The sequence below is a fragment of the Mycetohabitans sp. B2 genome, assembly GCF_021733735.1.
Classification (GTDB): Bacteria; Pseudomonadota; Gammaproteobacteria; order Burkholderiales; family Burkholderiaceae; genus Mycetohabitans; species Mycetohabitans rhizoxinica.
In genome coordinates this window covers 100,038-120,771 of the sequence record NZ_JAHKSP010000034.1, presented here as the reverse complement: position 1 = coordinate 120,771, position 20,734 = coordinate 100,038, and the positions used below count along the sequence as shown (strand labels likewise).

The window sequence follows — 20,734 nt, the reverse complement described above, 5'->3', positions numbered from 1 at the left end:
CGCATTTGAGAGCGAAGAGAACAGTGGACAGTCAAATTAGGGTTCTACACCGGAAAATACAGCGCAAAGAAATCAGTGTCGAAGAAGCGGCCAGAGAGTTTGAAAAGATCCGGGCTAGCTATCGCCGTGACCAGGCGGAGCGGGTGATTCAAGCGCCACCGGCGATCGAGAACCCCATTGCAGCCGCTGTTTACCATTACGATGAGCGCTATCTCAAGGATCACCAGTTCAATCAGCAGCAGATCCTGTTGGGACTGACCTATGCCAGCTTGGCGCTGGAGTACGGCTTGGGCCAGCTCGCCGATGGTGAGGCGCTGCAACTGAAAAAGCTGACGTTTGCCGCTCCCGTCGCGCTGGCTGAAGGTGAGCAGCTTGAGGTGGCGATCCGCGCAACCCAGCGTGATGGGCGGGTCTTCGAGGCGGTATGCCGACATTCGCCGTCAGCGCCTTGGCAGCCTAAGGCGAGTGGTGAATTGTCGGCCGTGGCGGCCCAGCGGCGGCAGGTCGATCCAGCCGCGCTCATGGCGGGTATGACAGCGGTAGAGCCGCTGGCATCGATCTACCAGATTAGCGAGCAGATCCACATCGGCGATAGCTATCGGACCCTAAAGGCGCTTTACCAGCGGCAGGATGACGGCGAAGCGCTGTCCCGAATTACGCTGGCTGTCTCTGACGACGCGGAGTCCCGCCACTACAGCTTGCATCCGTTGTTGATCAACAGCGCCTTTTTGACTGTCATTCCGCTGCTGGCCAGCGAACAACTGGACAGCAATTTTATTCCGTTTGGCGTTAAATCGCTGGTCCTCCATCGTGGCCAAGCACCGGCAACGGGCTGGATTCATACCCAATTAGTCAAAAATTCTGGCGAGCTGGTGTTGTTCGACGCACAGCTGTACGACGACGATGGGGTGCTGGTGGCCGAATTCAGCGGATGCTCGCTGAAGCGGCTGCGAGGCAGCCACTTGGTTGACGATAAAGCGCGGCGCGACAGTGACAGTGGCTGTAGCCGCGAAGGGATCGAAGACTACCTGTTGGCACAGTTGCAAGCCCTCGGTGCCAAGCAAATTGGTAAAAAGCAGCGTCACCGCAACTTGATGGAATTGGGACTGGAGTCGCTGCAGCTGGTCAACTTGACGAGTCGGCTTGAAAGTGCCGCAGCGATCGAGCTGGAGCCGACAATATTTTTTGAATATCCCAGTGTGGCTGAACTGGCGACGTTTTTATGGCAGGAGTACAAAGCAGCTTTTACGCCATTATTGGCCCGGCGTAGCGAGACGACTGACGTTGCGCCGGTGAAAACAAGTGTTACGCCGGTGAAGGTAAGTGATGCTTCGCCGATTGCTGAAACCTGTTTTATGGACGAGTGTGTCGCCCATGATTCGCCCAGCGCCGTCAGCGGCGGTGACCGTCAGCAGGATATCGCCATCATCGGTATGCAGGGACAGTTCGGTGGCGCCGACGACCTTGACCAATTTTGGCAGAATATCTGGCAGGACCGCGAGCTGATCAAGGAGGTGCCGGCAGATCACTGGGACGTTGCGCCTTGGTTTGATGCTGATCCTGACGCGCATGACAAGACCTATTCCAAGTGGGGCAGTTTTATCGACAACGTCGATAAGTTCGACGCCGACTTTTTTCATCTGTCCCGCCGCGAAGCCCAATGGATGGATCCTCAGGTGCGGCTGCTACTGCAGAGCACTTACGCTGCTGCCGAGAACGCTGGAGTAATTAGGCAGTTACGAGGCAGTCGTACCGGTGTATTCATCGGGTCCTGTTTCAACGAATACGTTGACAAGATCACCGAGCTGGGACTGCCGATGGATCCCTATATCGCCACGGGCAGTGGGGTGATTGCCGCCAACCGAATTTCATTCTGGTTCGACTTCAAAGGGCCGAGCCTGATGTTCAATACGGCCTGCTCGTCGTCGTTGGTGGCGTTGCACGCCGCCTGTGTTTCATTGCGCAACGGCGAATGTGAAATGGCCTTTGTGGGCGGCAGCAACTTACTGCTGTCATCCTGGCACTACCGGTATTTTTCTGCGATCCGCGCGCTATCGCCGACGGGACGCTGTCACACCTTTGATGCACAAGCGGACGGTTACGTACCGGGCGAATGCGTGGCGATGCTGCTGCTTAAGCCGCTGTCGAAAGCGTTGGCTGACGGCGATCCGATTCATGGGATCATCAAGGGTTCGGCGGCGTTGCATGGTGGCTACACGCCCTCACTGACTGCACCGAGCGTGGCCGGAGAGGAAAACGTGATCGTGCATGCTTGGCAAGACGCCGGCATTGATCCTCGTAGCCTCAGTTATATCGAGGCCCATGGCACCGGTACCAAGCTTGGCGATCCGATCGAGATCAATGCGCTCAAGCGGGCCTTTGCACGTTATACCAACGACCGGGGTTTTTGCCATATTGGCTCGGTGAAGGCCAATATTGGTCATACCGAGGGTGCGGCAGGCATCGCGGGAGTCATCAAGGTGCTGCAGCAGATGAAGCACCATAAGTTGCCGGCGTTAGGCCACTTTAAACAACAGAATCCCCACATCAAGCTCGATGATTCGCCGCTGGTGATCGATCGAGAAGGACGCGACTGGCCGGAGCAAAGCGCACCGCGGCGCGCTGGCGTCAGCTCCTTTGGTTTTTCTGGCACAAACGCTCATGTTGTGCTGCAAGAGTATCGTGAGCAGCGCGAGTTCGCCACGCACCAGGGCGAGAAGGTGCTGGTTCCGTTGTCGGCGCGCAATGCGTCACGCTTGAAAGAGCAGGTGGCGCGGTTACTGGCATACCTGGCGCAACACACGCCCGATCTTGCCGCTTTGGCTTACACGCTGCAAACCGGTCGGGAGGCGATGGCAACGCGGGCCATTTTCATGGTTGACAGCGTGGAGCAGTTACGGCGACAGCTGCAAGCGTGGATGGCCGGCGAGCCGGGCGTCGACTTTGGCATAGCCAGCATGACGGCCGAAGAGGCCGTAGCCGCTGGCGATATGCGACAGTTGGCGGCGCGATGGCTTGCTGGCGCTGAAGAGACCGAAGCATTGGACTGGACGTGTCTTTATGGCGAGGGGCCGCGTCCGGCCCGAATCGGTCTACCGAGCTATGCATTCGCCAAAGAGCGGTACTGGCTAGATGCGCCGGCAGCTACTGTTGGACAAAGAGAAAGAGCAGTCACCGAAACGACAGTGGCCACCGAAACGACAGTGGCAACCTATACCGAGCAATGGCAGGAGGCTGATGAACCGGGGCCGGGCGCGCCGATCAAACGATTGATTTGCTTGCTGAGCGAACCTGGGCTGCGGCAGCAGTTAGTGCAGCAGGTCCGTGCGCTCAGTGCGCAAACCGAATTGATATTTATTGCGGCCGGTAATCGAAATGAACGCGATGACGATGGCCATTATCGTGTAGCAGTCGACGATCCGCAGCAGTTACAAGAAGGGCTGCAACACGTGTTGTCGGCTCATGGCGCTAGCCGAGTGCTCTATTTATGGAGTATGGACGATCGTCGCTGGATGATCGACAACAGCGCGATTGTCGCCCTGCTTAAGGCGATGGCTGCCACGGCGGCGCCAATCGACCGATTATTGCTGGCCGGCCGGGCTGGCGACGCGCTTGAGCGCTGTTATCTTGAATCTTGGATCGGCATCGAGCGTTCGCTCGGCGCAGTAATGGCGCATTGCCCCGTCGAGGTGGCGATTGACTTGCCGGACAATACCGGCGACGACAGTCGCTGGCTGCGCCGCCTGTGGCTGCAGCTTAGCGGCGATGCGGCGGGCGGCAGACTATACCAAAGCGGGCGCACTTTCCAGTTGAGGCTGGCGTCGACTCGTGCAACCGCAGCTGTCGAGCCGCTGGCACTGGAGCAGATCAATACGCTGTTGATCACCGGAGGGCTGGGTGGATTGGGATTGCTGTTAGCGCAAGACCTTTCAAGCCGGGCGAAGCGACGCAGCGACGGTCAACTCACTCTCATTCTGAACGGTCGTTCCTCGCTGTCGGCGGCCCAACAGGCGCAACTTGATAGCCTGCGTCATGATAAGTGCAGCATTTTCTATTTGCAGGCTGATTGTGCTGATCGTCAGGCGATGGCCGCTGCGCTGGCCGAGGTACTGCCACAGAGCGGACCGATCGACGGATTGATCCATGCTGCTGGCCTAAGCGCGCAGGGCAGCCTGTTTGACAGTGCACAAGCTGATTTCGACGCGGTATTGCATCCTAAGGTCAAGGCCACGCTTGTGTTGGATGAAGTGCTGGCGGCGCAACCGCTGGCATTGATCTGTTATTTCTCGTCTAGCTCGGCGATGCTTGGCGATATGGGAGCGTGCAGCTATGCGATGGCTAATCGATTCCAGCAGGCCTATGCGCGTTATGCACAGGCCGGGCGTGCTCGGCGTGTCGTGGCGATCCATTGGCCGCTGTGGCGCAATGGTGGTATGGCAGTGGGCGAGCAGGCATCGACCGAGTTTTATTTGAAGTCGAGCGGTCAGCGCATGCTGGAAAACGCTGAAGGCTTGACGTTGTTGCAGCAGATTGTCGCCAGCGATGCCGATCACATGCTGGTGTTGGCTGGTGAGCCAGCAAGATTGCAGCAATTAGTGGACGGGATCAATGATCCGGTACGCAAAGCAACGGCTAACTCAACGATTAAAGCAACGACGGCCCAACCCATGAGCGAGCGGACGCGAAGCCGTCCGGAACTCAAAGGGCTGAGCGTAGAGCAGTCTCTGTTATGGGATTTGCGGGATTTGGCGAGCCGGCCGCTCAATGCCGAACGGCATACGCTTGGTGAAGACACCAACTTGGCGGACTTCGGCTTTGATTCCATTAGCTTGGCGGAATACGCCGGACTGTTGAGTCGTCACCTTAGCCTCAAATTGACCCCGGAGCTGTTTTTTAGCCATTCCACCCTTGCGAAAATCGCTGCCTATTTACTAGCACACCACCGGCAGGCGGTCGAAGCTTGTTATCGTGGTGAAGTGATCAGCGCAACGGAGCCGTTGCCGATACCGGCTCCTGTCGTCGCGTCAACATCGAGTGCCGACACGATCGCCATTATCGGGATCAGTGGCCGCTTCCCTGGCGCTCGCAATGCCGATGAGCTGTGGCGCGTGTTAGCCGAAGGACTTGACATGGTGGGCGAGATCCCAGCTGATCGCTACGACTGGCGCGATTATTATGGCGATCATCGCGAGGATCCCAGCAAGACGCGTTGTATTTGGATGGGCAGCGTGCCAGGAGTCAGTGAGTTTGATCCCATGTTTTTTGAGATCTCGCCCCGCGAAGCGAAAACACTGGATCCTAGGCAGCGGCTGTTGTTGCAGGAGTCCTGGAACGCGCTGGAAGATGCCGGCGTCGGCCCGCGTCACCTTGAAACGCAACGGGTGGGGATGTTTGTTGGCGTTGAGGAGGGCGACTTCCAGCGACTGGCGAGCGAAGAAAGCCTAACCTCGGGCCATAATGGTATCTTGGCGTCGCGGCTCGCCTATTTTCTCAACCTGACCGGGCCGACGATGGCGATTAACACCGCCTGCTCGTCAGCGTTGGTGGCGCTACACCAAGCAGCGTTGAGCCTGCGTAATAACGAATGCGAGATCGCGGTTGTCGCCGGAGTTAACCTGATTTTCTCGCCGGACGCCTTTATTGGCATGACCCAGGCAGGGATGCTGTCACCGGACGGTAAATGTTTTGCCTTTGATCGCCGGGCCAATGGCATGGTGCCGGGCGAGGCGGTGTGCTGCGTCGTGCTCAAGCCTCTGAGCCGAGCCGAGGCCGATGGTGACCCGATCTACGGCGTCTTGCGAGGCAGCGGCATCAACTACGACGGCAAGACCAACGGTATTACCGCGCCAAGCGGCGCTTCTCAGCAGCGCTTATTGGAGGAGGTTTACCAGCGCGCGGGGATGAATACCGAAGCTGTCGAATATATTGTGACCCATGGTACCGGCACGCAACTGGGAGACCCGGTAGAAATTAACGCGCTCAACGACGCGTTCCGAGGCAACAAGCCAGGCCACTGCGCACTGACTTCCACCAAAACCAATCTCGGTCATACTTTTGCCGCGTCGGGCTTGGTTAGCGTCATTAGCCTGTTGCAGGCGTTCCGCCACGAAACCATTCCGGCCAGCCTGCACTGCGAGCAAGAAAACGACTATATCCACTGGCAGCAAAGCCCGTTTTACGTCAACAAAACGAACAAGGCCTGGCCGGCGGCGGGCCGCGACAGTGAGCGGTTGGGCGCGGTCAGCGCATTCGGCATGAGCGGCACGAATGCCCACGTTGTACTGGAAAGCTACAGTCGCGAGCGTGATGCGTCACCGTTCCGACGGCCCTGTTATTTGTTTGTCCTATCAGCCAAAACCGCTGAGGCGCTGAAAGAAAAAATCGAACAACTGAGCGCGGCTCTGCAGCAGGGCGGATACCGCGATAATCAGTTACCGTCGATCAGCTATACGTTGCTGGAAGGACGTCACCATTTTCGCCATCGCCTGGCGCTAGTGGCGGCGGATCTAGAAGAAGTGCTTTACACCCTTGCGCAATATCTGGCGGGCGAAAAGCGTCCCAACCTATTTGTCGGCGAGGTGGAGCGCGAATTTTCTGCGCAGAAGACGATTGCGCGCTATATCAATCAGCTGCTGGACGACAGTCGCAATGCCAGCGAAGATGAAACCAGGGAGTTGTTGTTTGGCCTCGCGGACTTCTATCGCCAGGGCTACGACATCGATGGCCGGCGACTGTTTGGCGCGGCACAAAACGGTGCGCATAGCATGCCGCCGCGTTTGCCGCTGCCAGGCTATCCGTTCGCTCGCGAGCACTATTGGCCCGAAGTCCGTCGGCGCCAACGACAGCCCACGCTCGTGGTGAACCAGCCTATGGAACGGCTGCACCCGCTGGTGCATCACAACATTTCGACGTTGGCGACGCAGCGGTTTGTCAGCCGCTTTAGCGGTCGTGAGACGTTCCTGGCCGATCACCGTATCGGCGACCAGCTGATCTTCCCTGGTGCCGCGTACCTCGAACTGGCGCGTGAGGCAATCGTCAGGGCTAGCGAGCTGCCGCCGCAGCAAGTCACGCTACAGAACGTGGTATGGCTGCGGCCGCTGGCTTTTGCAGTCGGTGGCGGCGACCGTGACGTCGAACTGTACTGTGAGCTGGCCGTGAACGGCAACGACAGCGTGTCGTTCAGGATTTACAGCCTGGACGGCGGAACGCAGCAATTGCACGCCCAGGGCGACGCGCAGTTGGCGGCCGTCGCCGCACCGTTGCCGCAACCGGTTGACCTGGCGCAATGGGCCGCTCGGTGCAATGTCAGTGAGCGAAGCCATGACGTGCTGTACCACGATTTTGACACGATGGGCGTCCATTACGGCGTGACATTCCGCGCCGCCGGCCAAATCCGCATCGGCCGCGACCGGGTGATCGGCCGGTTAACCCACGAGGCGCTTGATCCCCAATTAGAGGGTGTTCTGTTGCCGCCGGGCGTACTCGACAGTGCGCTGCATATCGCAGCTTCATTGGAGAGCCGCCGGCAAGGCGCTGCCGAGCCGATGCTGCCTTTTGCGCTGGAAAGCCTACGGTTGTACGGTTCAGTGGAACAGGCGCTCAGAGCCGGGCCACTGACGGTTACCGCGGCTTACAGTGAAGCTCGGGGTGGCGGCGCGATCGAGAAAATTGACCTGCAAATTTGCAATGACGCAGGCCAGTGTCTGGTTCAGCTAAAGGGTTTTAGCTCACGCAAGACTGGCGTTGAACCCCAACCGGCTCAGTCACCCGTCATGGCGGACAGCGACGAGGCGGCAGACAGCGACGAGACTTTGGGGCGCTTGATCCGGACGCCGTTTTGGAAACCCGTCGGCAGCCTCGGTGAATGGCTGCCGGCTGACGCCAAGCCACAGTTACTTTTGCTTGGACTGCCAGAGACGACGGTTAGCGAGATACGCCGGCAGTTTGGCAATCAGGTCAGCGTACTACCGGGTGCGCCAGGTGAAAATGACGCCGCGGCCTACCAAGCGGCAGCGCTGGCGCTGCTCGAGTGGCTACAGCGGTTGCTTAGCGGTCATGCCGGCGGCTATTTGCAGCTCTTTGTGGGGCAGGGCCAGGACGATCTGCGCTTGACCGCACTGGATGCGATGTTGAAAACGGCGATGATCGAAAACAGCGCGTTGAAGGCTCGCTTGGTCGCGCTCGATCCCGAAATGGGCAATGATGCGATGGTCAAAGTGATCGTCGAGCAGAGCCGTTACCACAGCAACGAATTGGTGCGAGTCTTCGCCAACGGCAGCCTGTATAGCAGGCAGTGGCGTGAGCTAGCACCAGCGCAACAGAATGAGCAGGCGCCGTTGCGCGACGGCGGTATTTATGCAATCACCGGTGGCGCGGGTGGGCTGGGCTTGATTTTCGCTGAACATATCGTGAGCAGCTGTCGCAACCCGGTGCTTTACTTGGCAGGACGTTCAACCGTCAGCCAGCCGTTGCAACAAAAAGCCGATCGGTTACGAGCACTGGGCGCCCAAGTTCACTACCAGGCGCTAGACGTCGGCAACGCAGCGGCGGTTAGACAGTGGATTGACGACATCTATGCCAAAGAAGGTTCACTACATGGGGTGATACACAGCGCGGGCGTCATCCGCGATAGCATGATTATTAATAAGCCTGCCAGCGAGTTTGAGCAGGTGCTCGCAGCAAAGGTGGCCGGTACCGAGGCGCTCGATCAGGCGATCAACGAACGTGCGCTGGACTTCTTTGTCTGTTGTTCGTCTCAGGCGGCGATGGGCAATCTTGGTCAGGTGGACTATGCCGCCGCCAACGCCTATATGGACGCCTTTATGCAGTACCGCCAAAATTTGGCCGGCGACGGCAAGCGCAAGGGGCGTTCACTGAGCGTCAACTGGCCGCTGTGGCGCGATGGCGGCATGAAGTTGGCGCCGGTGATCGAGCAACAGATGCGGCAACGGTTGGGTATCGTGCCGATGCCGGTGGAGGAGGGCGTCAAAAGCCTGTGGCAATTGTTGAACAACCCGGTCAGCGCTCAGGGTTGGGTGATCTATGGCGAGTCATCGCGGCTGACGGCCATTGGCCAGCCGGTGGACGCCAAACCGCAGGCCCCGGCCCAACCCGCACCGGCACGGGCTGCCGCAACGGTGAGCCTCAGCGATAGCGAATTGAAAAAAAGGATTGAAGCCTTTGTCACGCGAATTATCGCCGACGTGGTCCAGATCGATACGGCGAAAATCCATCCGTCGGAGAAATTCGAGGTCTATGGCTTTGATTCCATCATGGCGGTGGGCGTAACCAATGAGTTGGAAAAATATCTCGGCTCGTTACCCAAAACCCTGTTGTTCGAGCATGTCAATATTGCTGGCATGGTTGACCATTTCGCGGTGAAATACCGCGACCAGTTTGTCGCGATGTTCAGCGCTAGCGAAGAGCAGCAGGAGACTTCGCATGGCGTTCAAGTGCCAACCGTTGAGCATCAAGTGCCAACCATTAAACAAAGCGCCGTCGAGCCTGCGTTAGCGCAGCCGTTGCCACTGAATCGTTTCGCTGCTGCTCATTCCAATGCCAACAGCCCAGCAGCGTCAAGTGGCACGTCCATTGGATCCGTCACGCCCGGCACGTCCGTAGCGTCGGGTGCCTCCGGTGAGCGCGTCGAGGACAACGAGTTAGCGAACTATATCGCAGTGATCGGCCTTGGCGGTTATTACCCGGGGGCGGACAGCATCGATGAGCTTTGGCAAAACTTAGCCAATGGCGTTGACTGCATGAGCGACTTTCCGGCAGACCGGTGGGACCACAGCAAAATCTATTACAAGAACCGCAAGGTGCTAGGCAAGACCACCTGCATCAATGGCTCCTTCATCAAGGACGTTGACAAGTTCGACTACAGCTATTTCAAGATGCCCAAGGTCTATGCCGACCATATGTCGCCAGAGGTCAGACTGTTCCTCCAGGTGGCGGTGCATACTTTTGAAGACGCCGGTTACTCGAAAGAAACCCTGTTGAGCCGTTATAACGGCGATGTCGGCGTGCTGTTGGGCACCATGTCCAATGACTACCACTACTACGGTTTCGAGAGCAACGTATTCCGTGGCTCGATGGCTTCCGGGTCAGGCATGGCGACCATTCCGATGACGGTTTCTTATTTCTACGGCCTCACGGGTCCGAGCCTGTTTATCGATACCATGTGCTCGTCGTCCTCGACCTGTATCCACACCGCTTGTCAGATGCTCAAGCATGACGAGACCAAGATGGTGTTGGCGGGTGGCCTCAATTTGATGTATCACCCGTACACCACGGTGAATACATCCCAAGGCAATTTCACATCGATCACTTCGGAGTCGGTCAACAGCTACGGGGTGGGTGCTGATGGTACGGTGATTGGTGAAGGCATCGGTGCAGTACTACTCAAGCGTTTGGATCGGGCCATTGCCGATCGGGATCAAATCTATGGCGTCATCAAAGGCTCAGCGATGACGAATGCCGGCGAGCGTAACGGCTTCAATGTGCCTAACCCGGATTTGCAAACCCTGGCAATTCGCCAAGCGATGGATCAGGCCAAAGTGCATCCGTCTTCGATCTCCTATATCGAGGGCCATGGCTCTGGCACCAAGCTAGGGGACCCGATCGAGGTGTTGGGACTGAATAACGCGTTTCGCTGGGCGACTGACGACAAGCAGTTTTGCTACCTGGGTTCGATCAAGTCGAATATCGGCCACCTATTGGCGGCGTCGGGCATTGCCGGCTTGACTAAAACCTTGCTGCAGTTCAAGCATAAGCAGATTGCGCCGTCGATCCATTCGAGCCAGCTCAACCAGGATATCGACTTTGCTGATACGCCGTTTGTCGTGCCACAGCAGTTGATCGAATGGCGCCAGCCGGAGCGCATCATTAATGGTCGCAAGCAGGTATTCCCGCGTCGGGCGGGGCTTACCTCGATTGCTGCCGGCGGCATGAACGCCCATATGATCGTCGAGGAATACCCAGAGCCAGCGGACAGCGCCGGACAAATCTCAGAAGATCAGCTGGTGTTTGTCTTCTCGGTGCACAAGCTGGCGTTGTTGGCGCAGAACCTGACAAGCTTTAGGGATTGGCTGGCGAGCAGTGACGCACCGCTGGCGCAAATCGCCTATACGCTACAGGTGGGCAAAAACAACCTACGCAACCGGCTGGCGATTCGCTGTCGCACCCGCCAGGCGCTGTCCCGTGCGCTTAACGCTTGTATTGACGGGCATTATCAATCCAGTGCGGACAGCAAGATCTTCTATCGCTTCCAGGAAAGCGACGCGGTACAGCCGCTGGAGTCCGACTTAAACGATCCGTTGGCGCCGCTGCTGACCCAGTGGCTGAACGGCGATAGCCAAGTCGATTGGGCCAGTCTGTATGCCCAACCGCCGGTGCGGATCAGCTTGCCGGCCTATCGTTTCGAGAAAACGCGCTGCTGGTACACCGAGGAAGGTTACGAGTCGTCGATCGTCAATCCGCTGATGTTTAAAAACAAGCTGCATCCACTAGTGGCAAAAAACTGCTCGACTCCGCAGCCAGGCGCGATATTCCGCACCGACTTCGTCGAAGACGAACTGCTGGATTACGTCTACAGTGGACGGGGCGGCCGGCGCTTGAGCGCTTTCAATTTTGCCGATGTCGCGCTGGCGATGCCGGCATTGGCGTCGCGGTTTGACGGCCGCACGCTGTCGGTGTCCTGTGCGTTCGAACACTATATCGCCGACTGGACGACGGTGACCGGGCTGGAGTACCGGCTGTTCGAGATTGACAGCGAGCAACTGGAGCTAGAGTTTGATTTCCGTCGCAGTGGTGAACAGCCTACCCACCTAGGCTTTGCCGTGATCAACCCACTGACTGGCGACGAGCCGCCCCTACTGCAACAGTGGTTGGATGATGCCCGTGAGTTGCTCAATCGCCAGGCACTGCAGGCGGGCCGCCAGCTCAGCGCCGCCGAAGTCAGTCAGCGACTGGCGCAAGCCGGTTATGATTTCGCCCCTTATCTGGACCATGACGGCGAATTGGCAATTGGCCGCAGCGGCTTGGTGCTGAAGGGCCGGCCGCCAGTTAACCGTCACAACCATTATGCTGACAACGTTCAGCTATCGCCCTACCTCGCGACGACCATTGATAAGGCGCTCTACTTGTTGCTGGATGAGCTAGGGTTGCCGCAAGGTCGAGTCATTGTGCGTAATATCGAACGGCTTTGCTGCTACCACACGCCAGCAGGGGGCTTTTCCGTCGTGCTCTCGGGAATTGGGCTGAACGATAACGAACTATCGCTTAGCTTACTTGTGCTGGATGAGCGGGAGAAAATTTGCGTCAAAGTAGACAAAGTGAGCCTGTATCTTGGCAAACAAGAGGTAGCGAGTGTCGATCGAAAGCACGACTTACTGACTGGGACAGTCGAAACGGCCAATATGCCGGCCGCTGTTCTCGCCCGGCCGCTGCTTGAACCGGCGGGCCAGCCTACTGCAGCTAGCGTAAGAAAGCAGGAGGCGAAGCCGCAGGCTGATGATGGCGAAGCTGGTTTTAGCGAAAAAATTCTTGCTTTTATCCAACAAGAGTTACAGGACAAGTTGGGTTTTGCGGCGCAAGACATCGGCGAGTCAACCCAGGTGCATGATTTAGGGCTGGATTCGATTATGGTCGTGCAGCTGACCGATAGCGTGAACAAACGCTTCGGTACCAAACTAATGCCTGATTTGTTTTATGAAAAGCAGCAGCTCGGCGAGTTGGTGGCAAGGCTGGAAGCCGCCTAAGGCGATTGACTGAATCTGACGTATCGGCCCGGTACGCAATGCTGCCGGGCACACCAGGATGGGAAGGGCATTCAGAGCCATGGAAAAGACAACTGTAAACGATCTAAATGACGTCAGCCTGCCCACCCAGCGGCGTGCCGGACAACGGCAAACCGCGCAGCAGCAGACCCGACGGCAAATCGGCGGTGGCGTAGATCGCGGTGTTAAATCGGAGCCGAACGCTGGCAAAGTGGCGATCGTGGGTTTCGCCGGGCGTTTTCCCGGCGCCGATAATATTGAGGAATTTTGGCATTTACTGGTGCAGGGGCGCTCGGCCATCGGCGAGTTTCCTTATTGGAACCTGCCGGGCATCGCCGAACGCCGCCACCTGCGGAAAGAATTTGCTTGCCCGGGTGGCTTCATCAAGGACCCAACGGCGTTTGACGCCGATTTCTTTAAAATCTCCGCGCGTGAAGCTGAAGCGATGGATCCTCAGCACCGCATCGTGCTGGAGCAAACCTGGGCTGCTTTCGAAGACGCGGGGATTCCTCCGCAAAGCCTGCGCGGCAGCGATACCGGGGTTTATATCGGCGTATCGTCAGCCGACTATAACGGCTTATTGGCCCGCACGGCGGCAGGTGCCCACGATGCGACCGGCAATGCCCACTCGATCATTGCCAACCGTATCTCCTACTTGTTCGATTTTCACGGTCCCAGTGCGCCGGTCGATACGGCCTGCTCTAGTTCGTTGGTGGCAGTGTACAAGGCGGCGCAATCTATTCTTAACGGTGACTGCACGGTAGCCGTCGCCGGTGGGGTCAACCTCTGTTTTGAGCCCATGGTGTTCATTGGCGCCGCGAAGGCGGGCATGCTAAGCCTTAACGGTCGCTGCAAAACCTTTGCCGCTGATGCCGACGGCTATGTGCGGGGCGAAGGCGTTGGAGTGTTGATCCTCAAGGATTACCAGCAAGCACTGGCCGATGGTGACAACATCGTGGCCACGATTATTGGCTCGGCGAGAAACCATGGTGGCCACGCCAATTCCCTGACCGCACCTAACTCCACGGCGCAGGCCAATCTGATCAAACAGGCTTGTCGGAGCGTTGATATTGACAGCATAGGCTATATCGAGGTCCATGGGACAGGGACGCGTCTCGGCGATCCCATTGAGATCAGCGGGCTCAAGCAGGCATTTGCCGAACTGGGCCGTAGCAGCGAGCGGCGCTGTTACCTCGGATCGGTAAAAACCAATATTGGCCACCTCGAATCGGCTGCTGGTATTGCTGGATTGATCAAGACGTTGCTGGTTCTCAAGCACGGTTACCTACCTAAGAGCCTGCATAGCGAGCAGCTTAACCCCTATATCGATTTGGCCGGCAGTCCTTTTGAAGTGTTGCAGCAAGCGCGGGAGTGGCCGCAGCCGTCCGACACGCCTCGTCGTGCGGGTGTCAGTTCGTTCGGTTTTGGCGGCACCAATGCTCACATCGTATTGGAGGCGGTTGAACCTCCGGTCGGCGTAACGGCACAAGGCAGCGCTGCGACGATCTTTCCAATATCGGCCAGGACGCCTGACGCGCTCAAGTCGCGAGTCAAGCAGTTAATTGACTTTATAGCGCAACGGCCTCAGCTTGCGTTACCGGATTTGGCCGCCAGTTTACAGTTGGGCCGTGAGGCGATGGAATGCCGGCTGGCCATCGTGGCAGACAGTCGAGATAGCCTTCTGGACCAACTCGGACACTATCTTGCCAACGGCGACGATCAGGGCGACGAACCTGCCGACGACATTGCAACGGGTGAGGTACTCCGAGCGCTGCAACAACAGGATCGCGACACGTTGCTCGCGTTATGGTGCCGAGGGGCCACCGTTGACTGGCGTCAGCTTTATCCTGATGGCCGGGCGCATCGAATCCCGTTGCCGACCTATCCGTTTAGCCGTGAAATTTACTGGATCAGCGATGCTCCGGTGGTTGAGCGCTCGGGCGAGCCGATCCTACATCCTTTAGTTCAGCGTAATACCTCAGATCTGGCGGGACAACGTTTTAGTAGCCGATTTAATGGCAACGAATTCTTCTTTGACGAGCATCGGGTCAATGGCGTCAAAATCCTGCCAGGGGTCGCTTACTTAGAAATGGCCAGGGCCGCGGTCGAGCTGTCGCTGGCCGACGATGAGACGCTGGTCCAATTCAAGCATATTGCTTGGCAGCACCCGATGCGCCATGACAGTGGCGAGCTGGCAATCGACATCGAGCTGTCAGAGCAAGACAATGGCGAGATTCTGTTCGAGATTCTCGGCGCTAGCGTGGATGGCCCAAGCTACTGCCGCGGCGCGGCGTTGGTCGGCGCGGCTCAAGCCTTACCGCAGCTGAATTTGCCGGCCATCGCCGCTGCCACCGATCAGCATCGACTGGAGCCACAGCAGTGCTACCAAATCTTTGGCGAGATGGGGCTGAATTATGGAGAACACTTCCGCGGGATCAGCGAATTACAGGCGGGCAACGGCCAAGTGCTGGCTAAATTGGCGTTGCCCGGCGAGCCCTCAGAAGCTGACGAGTGCGACAAGTCGCTGCGTTTGCCTCCCGGCCTGCTCGATTCAGCGTTGCAGGCGGCGTTAGGACTGGCGCTGGTAGATCCGGCTCAGTCGGATGCTCGCCGTGAGCCACTCGTACCCTTTGCGCTGGATGGCGTGATTTTGGGTGATCTTAACCTGCTCGGCAACGGTTGCTATGCATGGGTACGTTATGCCGCTAATCACCATCCCGGACGAATTAACAAGTTGGACGTGGATCTGTGTGACGCCCAGGGCCGGGTGGCGCTGCGTCTGCTTGGCTTCTCGTCGAAAAGATTGGATAGCAGTCAGGCTAAGTCGCTGGTGATGGCGCCAATCTGGCGGGATAAAGCGCCACGCCAGGACGGTGAACGGCACTACAACCGGCAATTGATTTTACTGGCGGGTAATCAACCCATCATGCTGGATAAACTGGCAGACTGCTGCCAGGAGCGGATAGCGCACCGGCAGATCAACGTCGAGCGATTGCCTGCCGCTGCGGAGGATCCTGCCTGCGCGTTGCAATCCTTGGCTGGTGTTTTGCTTGATTATCTGAAAGAAAACCGGTCGGATAGTTTGGTGCAGTTGGTCCTGCTTGACAATGATCATGGCCCACGACTTACCACCCCGGTCTTCGCTTCACTGCAAGCGCTGCTCAAGACCGCCAAAAACGAAGGACTGATCGCTGCCGCCCAGTTCATCGAGGTGTCTGGAATTCATTCGCCTGAGCTGCTGGCGCAGTTATTGATTGAGAGTAGTGAACAGGAGGACGAGCGAGTTCGTTATCAGGGTAGCGTTGGAACTCGGTATCAGCGCCAGGTGGCGTCTTGGCGAGAAACGGCGTTGGCCGCTGCCGGAACCGCGCCGTGGCGCACTGGCGGTGTCTACTTGCTGACCGGCGGCGTCGGGGGAGTGGGGCTGTTGCTGGCCGAAGCGATAGCCCGGGAAGCGCATGGCGCCAAGTTGATCCTGGCTAGCCGCTCGGCTGGCCAATTGTCGTCTAAAGCGGCCGAGCGGATCGCCGATATCAAAAAGTTAGGCGCTCAAGTGCATCTCGAGGCGCTGGACGTGGCGGATCGGACCGCTGTCGATGAACTAATCGCGCGGTGCGAGCGGGAGTTTGGCGGTATTCATGGCATTTTTCACTGTGCCGGTCTGACCCGGGACAGCTTGCTTAACAACAAGAGCGAGGCCGATTGGGCGGCGGTGCTGAGGCCTAAGGTGGCGGGGGTGCTGAATCTGGACCGGGCTAGCGCTCATCTTGCGCTAGATTGTTTTGTCCTGTTTTCGTCGGTTTCCGCGGTGATTGGTAATGTTGGCCAGGGCGACTATGCGCTGGCTAATGCCTTTTTGGACGAGTTCACCGGCTGGCGTAACCGCCAGACCGCTGCGGGTCATCGCCATGGCCGCACGCTCGCGGTGAACTGGCCGTTATGGCGCAATGGCGGGATGCAGATTGATCCTCAACGCGAGCAACTCATGGTCGAGCAGACTGGCATCCAACCGTTGAGCGATCACGGTGGCCTGGAGTTGCTGCGTCGGGCGCTTGCCGATACCAGCGCACCTGAGCGGTTGATGGTGTTGGAAGGCAATACCGCCAAAATTAAAGCCTTTATCGCGGGGCAGTGGCATGAGCCGGTGTCGGCTATGTTTGACGAGCCGGTCGCGGCTGAACAGCTTGCTGTGCCGATGACGCAAGTTCTAGTTGACGAGCCGTCGCCGATGGCCAACGTCAATGACGAATCAGTGCACCGGGATTTGACCGAGCCGGCGATCCGTTATTTCAAGCAATTGCTCTCGACGACGCTGAAGCGGCCTGTAGAAAAAATCGACAGCGATGGCTCCTTCGAACGCTACGGCGTGGACTCGATCATCCTCACCGAGCTGACGACTAAACTGGAACAAAGTTTTGGCTCGCTACCGAATACGTTGTTATACGAATACCAAACGGTGCGTGAGCTGAGCGAGTACTTTATTCATCATCATCGCGACGCGTTGCAGCAGCGGGTGTTGGGCGAGCCGGTTAATCGGCGCACGACCGCCAAGAACGAACAGAAGACAGAGCCGGTAGCGCAGGTAGAAAAGGCCGAGCAAATAGCCGTTGCGACGCAGCTGCCCGCGCGCAAGCGTCGTCGCCGCACTGCGCAGCAAGATACCCCGTCAATGGCCAATTCAAGCCGTGAACTGGCGATCGTCGGTATAAGCGGGCGCTACCCTGGTGCCGAAGATTTGGAGGCGTTTTGGCACAAGCTGGCAGGCGGCGAAGACCTCATCAGTGAAGTGCCCACGCAGCGCTGGGACCATCAGGCTTATTTTGCTGACCAGCGCGACCGGTTTGATAAGACCTATTGTAAATGGGGTGGTTTTCTCGATGGGGTTGAAGATTTTGACCCGTTGTTTTTCAATCTGTCGCCTCGTGAGGCGGAAATCATCAACCCCAACGACCGGCTGTTCATCGAAACTTGCTGGAACTTACTGGAAAGCGCCGGGCTGACTCGACAACGGTTAAAACAGCAGTACCAGCAGCAGGTTGGCGTGTTTGTCGGTGTCATGTACCAACAGTACCAGGCGTTTGAAGCGGACTTCGTCAGAGAGTCGTTGGTGTCCGTGACTTCATACAGCGCGATTGCGAACCGGGTCTCTTATTTCTTTGATTTTCAGGGGCCGAGCTTGGCGATCGACACGATGTGCTCGTCGTCGATCTCCGCGATCCATGCCGCCGGTGAGGCACTGCGCAACGGCGATTGCCGGCTGGCGATTGCCGGCGGCGTTAACCTAACGCTGCATCCGAAAAAATACATCGGCCTGAGTATCGGTAAGGTGCTGGGCAGCCACGCCAGCAGCCGCAGCTTTGCCGACGGCGATGGTTATTTGCCGGCGGAAGGGGTCGGCGCAGTCTTGCTTAAGACACTGGCCGACGCCGAACGCGATGGCGATCCAATCCTGGCGGTGATCAAGTCGACCGCCGTCAATCATGGCGGCCATACCCATGGTTTTTCGATGCCCAGTGCCAAGGCGCAGGCAGCGCTGATCGACAGCAACTTCAAGCGGGCAGGTGTTGATCCGCGCACGATCAGTTATGTGGAGGCGGCGGCGAATGGATCGGCAATGGGCGACGCCATCGAGCTAAGTGCGCTGAATCGAGTCTTTGGCCAAGCCGGCGTGGCCCACCAATCTTGTGCAATCGGCTCAGTCAAGTCGAACCTCGGCCACGCCGAGGCGGCTTCGGGCATGTCCCAACTCAGCAAGCTGGTATTACAACTGCAACACCAGCAACTGGCGCCGTCCTTGTTGCTTGGCCCGCTTAATCCTAAGCTGGACTTCGAGAATTCACCTTTTGTATTGCAACGCGAGTTGGGCCATTGGCCTCAGCCCGTGGTCGAGACGGACGGGGTAAGTCGACAATATCCGCGCCGGGCAGCGCTCAGCGCTTTTGGTGCTGGCGGCTCCAATGCTCACCTGGTGCTTGAAGAATATCAGAAGCATCAGCAAACCCCAGGACAACTAGAGGGCAATGTAGCGCAGGTCGAGAACGGTGTTCTTTATATCGTGCCGATATCGGCGAAAAGCGTCCGCTCATTGCACCAGGGGGTGTCGAGGTTGGCCCGCCATCTCGATACGCATCCGGATTTACGAATCAACGACGTTGCCTACACTCTGCAAGTTGGCCGTGAAGCGATGCCGTGGCGGCTGGCGTTGCTAGTGAAAAGCATGGACGAGTTACGCGCTGCACTGTACAAGATTGTGCAGGTGCTGAACCGCGGTGACGGGATGGCTGCGTTGGAAAAGCTCAATTTGCCTTTGTTCTTTGGCAATATTGACGAGGTACCGGCGGCGATAGCTAGCCTGCTATCCGGTCCTGGCGCAGACGCGTTAAGCCGTAGCCTGATGGCTGCCGATGAGCGACAACAGCTGGCGCTATTCTGGACTCAGGGCGGTGAGATTTCTTGGGACAATCTAGCGGAAAATACCTCTGCTGGTTATGGCGTAAAAATCGTCTCATTGCCGACTTATGCTTTTGATAAAAAACGCTACTGGCTCGAGCAGTCCAACACGCCAAAAACGTTGCATGACAACGCTATGGCGGCTAGCGCTACGCAGCAGACCTCGGACAGTACGGCAGTGAACGTGGTCGATGGGCATGTTAGCCACGAGGAGACTGCCGCTGAACATGGGCTGCGCGTGTTGGCTGATTTGCTGGGTATGCAACCGCAAGAGTTGTCGCCGGCCAAGCCACTCAGTGTCTATGGTGCTGACTCCATCGTCATGGTCCAGTTGGCAATGCGGCTACAAGCGGAAATCGATCCTGAGTTAGCGTTGGCCAACATCCAGCAGTGCGTCACGATTCAAGACTTGCTTGCGTTGCTGAACGAACGGGGTGAGCGGGCGAGCGCAAAAGGGCCCATGCTGCCAGTGAAAATCAGCGAGCTGTTTACTCGTCCAACGACGCATTTCTTGGAGCTGCAGCGGCTCAATACGGTGGACGATGGCCGGCCCATCTTCTGGTTCCATGGTGCTCTAGGCGGCACTGAGATATACCAAGAACTGGCCCAGCATATCGACCGGCCGTTTTTCGGACTTCAAGCCAAGGGATGGATGACCGAGCGCGAACCACTTCAGGGCATCGAGGCGATGGCGGCATATTATGTTCAAGCGATCCAATCGGTGCAGCCCCATGGCCCCTACGATCTTGGCGGTTACTCGCTCGGTGGCATGCTAGCCTATGAAGTGACCCGGCAATTGCAGGAATCGGGGGAAGCGGTAACGACTTTGGTGATGCTGGATTCGCCGGATGTCACCGGTGAGCGCACCGCCAAGTTGGCCGATAAGACCCGACTGCTACAGGCAGTCAATATGTCTTTGCAGATGACGATCAGCGACACGCCTGAACGTTTTGCCGAAGTGTTAATTCACCGGGACGAAATTGATCTGTCGTTGCCGCATCAAGAATATCGGCAGCAATTGATGGCGTTGGCGCGGCAGCGAGGGCTGAAGATAAGTGATGACCGGTTGCAGCAGATGATGGAGCAAGTGGCGCGGATTCAGCAATCCTACCAAGTGGAGCACTATCAGATTCTGCCGTTGCCGAAGGCCGAGGAAGTTGCCTGTTATTACTTCCGTAATGCCAGTGGTTTGTGGATGGGAGATTTGGAGCCTTATTTTTCCACCGACAGCCAAGAATTCGCGGACTTTAATCACACAAACTATTGGCAAGAATGGCAACGACAATTGCCAAGCTTTGAGATGATTGAGGTGAACTCATCCAGCCATATGACGTTGTTGACCGAACCCGAGGTGTTTGACGTGATCGCAGAATTCTGCGTGTCGCTGTATGGGCAAGAGTTGATTGAGGGTAAGTGCGGTGTTAGGACTGTCTTGACGTAGGAGGTTGCTTCGGCGCCTGCGTGTTAAAAAGGGTCCATCTGCCTATGAAGTGACCCCATACAGTTGG

General features: G+C 57.6%; 2 protein-coding genes. Both read left to right on the top strand.

The features are described 5' to 3' along the window. Positions 1-23: 23 nt before the first annotated feature. Entirely contained in the window at positions 24-12,758 is a 12,735-nt protein-coding gene (locus KPG66_RS07560; RefSeq protein ID WP_237070485.1) for an SDR family NAD(P)-dependent oxidoreductase, read from the top strand. A 79-nt stretch (positions 12,759-12,837) separates the two neighbouring features. Next, entirely contained in the window at positions 12,838-20,667 is a 7,830-nt protein-coding gene (locus KPG66_RS07555) for a type I polyketide synthase (RefSeq protein ID WP_237070483.1), read from the top strand. Positions 20,668-20,734: the final 67 nt, after the last annotated feature.

Excerpts from the sequence above, each read along its gene's own strand:
- KPG66_RS07555 (WP_237070483.1), top strand. The coding sequence starts at position 12,838 with ATGGAAAAGACAACTGTAAACGATCTAAATGACGTCAGCCTGCCCACC.